This window comes from Pseudomonas sp. TSO6 (assembly GCF_056098905.1).
Genome location: NZ_JBLZWV010000050.1, coordinates 1 through 2,692, shown reverse-complemented (window position 1 = coordinate 2,692; position 2,692 = coordinate 1). Strand labels below are relative to the sequence as shown.

At 59.9% G+C, this 2,692-nt stretch carries 5 protein-coding genes; 3 read left to right on the top strand and 2 right to left on the bottom strand.

Going from position 1 to position 2,692, the window contains the following annotated elements:
* Positions 1-193, bottom strand: a 193-nt coding sequence (locus tag ACN6NG_RS21430; protein ID WP_474316087.1) for a hypothetical protein, incomplete at its 3' end; no start/stop codon positions are given.
* A 378-nt stretch (positions 194-571) separates the two neighbouring features.
* On the opposite strand from ACN6NG_RS21430, the gene ACN6NG_RS21425 reads away from it, so the two are divergent.
* The 3 genes from ACN6NG_RS21425 to ACN6NG_RS21415 all read left to right on the top strand — a co-directional run bounded on the left by ACN6NG_RS21425 (position 572) and on the right by ACN6NG_RS21415 (position 2,159).
* Complete coding sequence (locus tag ACN6NG_RS21425; RefSeq protein ID WP_474316085.1) at positions 572-829, top strand: hypothetical protein; 258 nt, start codon at positions 572-574, stop codon at positions 827-829.
* A gap of 4 nt (positions 830-833) precedes the next feature.
* A complete protein-coding gene (locus ACN6NG_RS21420; RefSeq protein ID WP_474316082.1) occupies positions 834-1,106 on the top strand; it encodes a DUF3077 domain-containing protein in 273 nt (90 codons plus the stop codon).
* A gap of 126 nt (positions 1,107-1,232) precedes the next feature.
* Positions 1,233-2,159, top strand: a complete 927-nt coding sequence (locus ACN6NG_RS21415; protein WP_063425109.1) for a LysR substrate-binding domain-containing protein — start codon at positions 1,233-1,235, stop codon at positions 2,157-2,159.
* Here the strand turns inward: ACN6NG_RS21415 and ACN6NG_RS21410 are convergent.
* Entirely contained in the window at positions 2,156-2,584 is a 429-nt protein-coding gene (locus tag ACN6NG_RS21410; RefSeq protein WP_063425111.1) for an NUDIX hydrolase, read from the bottom strand. The genes ACN6NG_RS21415 and ACN6NG_RS21410 overlap by 4 nt on opposite strands.
* Positions 2,585-2,692: the final 108 nt, after the last annotated feature.

The following is a 2,692-nucleotide window of genomic DNA, read 5'->3' as shown; positions in this document are numbered from 1 at the left end:
CATTTGTTTCGGGCCAATTATTCCTGTGACAGGTGCGCGCGACCGCCTTGTTTGTCCGACGCGATATCGAGTCATGCGCCAAGGCGTTCGCGCGCAAATCGCACAGGCAGAATTGGCCCGAGACAAATGTAGGAGCGAGCGCAGCTCGCGATGCGCCGCGCGGGCGGCGCTCGATCTTGTAGGCGCTGAACATGTTGCGGCAAGCACCTGGTGGCCCTGACCCGATCCCTTGGCAGGCACCTCAAAGCCATACTCTGTAAGACATTTCTGAACATGAAACCAAATGCTTCAGAATCAACCCGCTTAGGAATTATCCTACGCGCGCTGCTGAACTATCGCCGTTGTCGGGGAAGTACCTCAGGGATAACGTTTTCGCGTCGCTCCGGCGACCGGGCGTGAGAACCCGACTGATACAAAGCTCCGTCGTTATGGCGGCCGCGCGCGGGCAGGCTCAGGCCTGGCCGAGTTTTGCCTTTGTTCCTCGGTTTCTCACCCCGCGCACGGCTGCCACCCACAATCCGTGAGAAAGATTGAAGTGGCAGTCTCCTTGAGCAGAACAAAGGTGATAGCCATGAAAAAGCTCGTCCCCGATCCACCCCGCCGCCCAATCAATACCCCGTTCTTCACCCCCGAATCCGACATCTACCCACCCCTCGCCCTCGCGCACGTAATCGAGCTGCTACGCGGCGTCATCGAAACCCTTGACGAACATTGCCGCAGCCACGCTGGCGATGCCGGCCTGGGCAATGCCCTGCATGCCACTGAAATCGCCCATTCGCTGGTAACACATTCGCATGCACGGCTGTTCGGCCAAAAGGAAGAGGAGTGAAAACATGGCAGACGAACCCAAGGTCATCGTCACCATCGGCGCAGAAACCTTCCTCGAAGTCGGCAACCCGCCAAAGGATCTGCTGCGGGTCCAGCCCGGCATTCCTATCGATGATGCCTATGAGCAAGTTTCGATCCTGCTGAGCTACATCAAGCATCTGCTGCGCGAAGGCGATATGGAGGACGAACACAAATTCCTGGGCGCCGCCGATTACCTCACGGCGTTGGCCAAGGCATTGATGAACGAAGTCGAACTGACCAAAAATACCTTGCGCTGAACGGCTGCCCTGGCGGGGCCGCTTTGCGGCCCTTTTTGCGATCGGGTTTTCCGGTTTTTACTCGACCGCAATCCATATCGATGCTGGAATTGAGTCCGCACGTCATGGCCATGGCCGGGAGCCCCGATGAACCGCAACGAACTGCGTAAAGCCGATATCAACCTGATGGTGGTGTTCGAAGCACTGATGCAGGAGCGCAACCTCACCCGTGCCGCAGAAAAGCTGTTTGTCGCCCAACCCACGGTCAGCGCCGCGCTGGCCAGGTTGCGGGCAATGTTCAACGACCCGTTGCTGATCCGCGTGGGCAACCGCATGGAACCGACGGCCAGGGCCGAAGAGGTCATCAAGTACCTCACCCCGGCCCTGGATGCGATGTCCATAGCCCTCAGCCTGTCCCATGATTTTGACCCGCTCACCAGCAAGATGACCTTCCGCATCGGTTTGTCCGATGATGTCGAGTCGGGGCTGTTGCCGCCGTTGCTGCGGGCGCTGCGGGTGGAGGCGCCGAATGTGGTGGTGGTCGTGCAGCATGTGGATTACTGGCGCATTCCAGACTTGCTGGCAGCAGGCGATGTGACGGTCGGCATCAGCCAGACCAAGGGGCTGCCGGCCAACGCCAAGCGCAAGGTGCTGCGCACGATGCAGGGCAGGGTGGTGCGGGCCGACAAATCAGCCACGCCACTGACGCTGGATGAGTTTTGCGCCCGCCCGCATGTTCAGGTATCGCCCACCGCCAATACGCAGGGTGTGGTTGATGACTGGTTGAAAGAGATCGGTCGCGAACGCAAGGTGGTGTTGTCGGTGCCGCAGTTCAGCTCGCTGCCGGCGATTCTGGCCGGGACCGACCTGCTGGCCTGCTGCCCGGACTATGCCGCGCAAGGTATGGAGCGTTGGGGCAACCTGCAGGCCGAGACGCTGCCGTTCGAGACGGCTGCGCTGGAGCTGGCCATGGTCTGGTTGAGCACCACCGACAGCGACCCGGCCGAACGCTGGTTGCGCAGCCGCCTGCAGCAATACATGAGCGGCGCGCGTGAAGTAGCGATCGGGCTTTAGCCGCGATCACTGTGCGAGTGCTCCAGGGCTTTTCTCAAATGCAGCAACGCTCGCTGAAAGACTGGATGGCAATCGTTATAGGGCAGATCGTCGAATGCTGCCCAGAAGAATGTGAACAGGTGGCCATGGTCATCCTGTGTCTGGTGAGACCAGTGCTCGGGCAGGGCATCTTCCACCTGGCACAGGTGAAACGACCACACTTGCCCAAGATGGTTAGCATCCCAGCAGCCCAGGTCTTGTTTGACCGTGGCTTTGGTGATGCCTGATTCCTCGCTCAATTCACGCAAGGCAGCCGCGGCCGGCGCCTCGCCTTGTTCGATGGTGCCTTTGACCAGTTGCACGCCAGCCAAGGGGTGGCGGAGCAGCAGAATTTTCGCAGGCAACGTGGATGAAAGGACTACTGGGCAAGCCTTGTTCGGGCGCATGAGCAATTTCCCTATCTGCTAAAACAATTCATGGGCTGACGCGGCCCTTGTAGGAGCGGCCTTGTGTCGCGATGGGCCGCGCAGCGGCCCCAGCAATTTGTGCAGCTT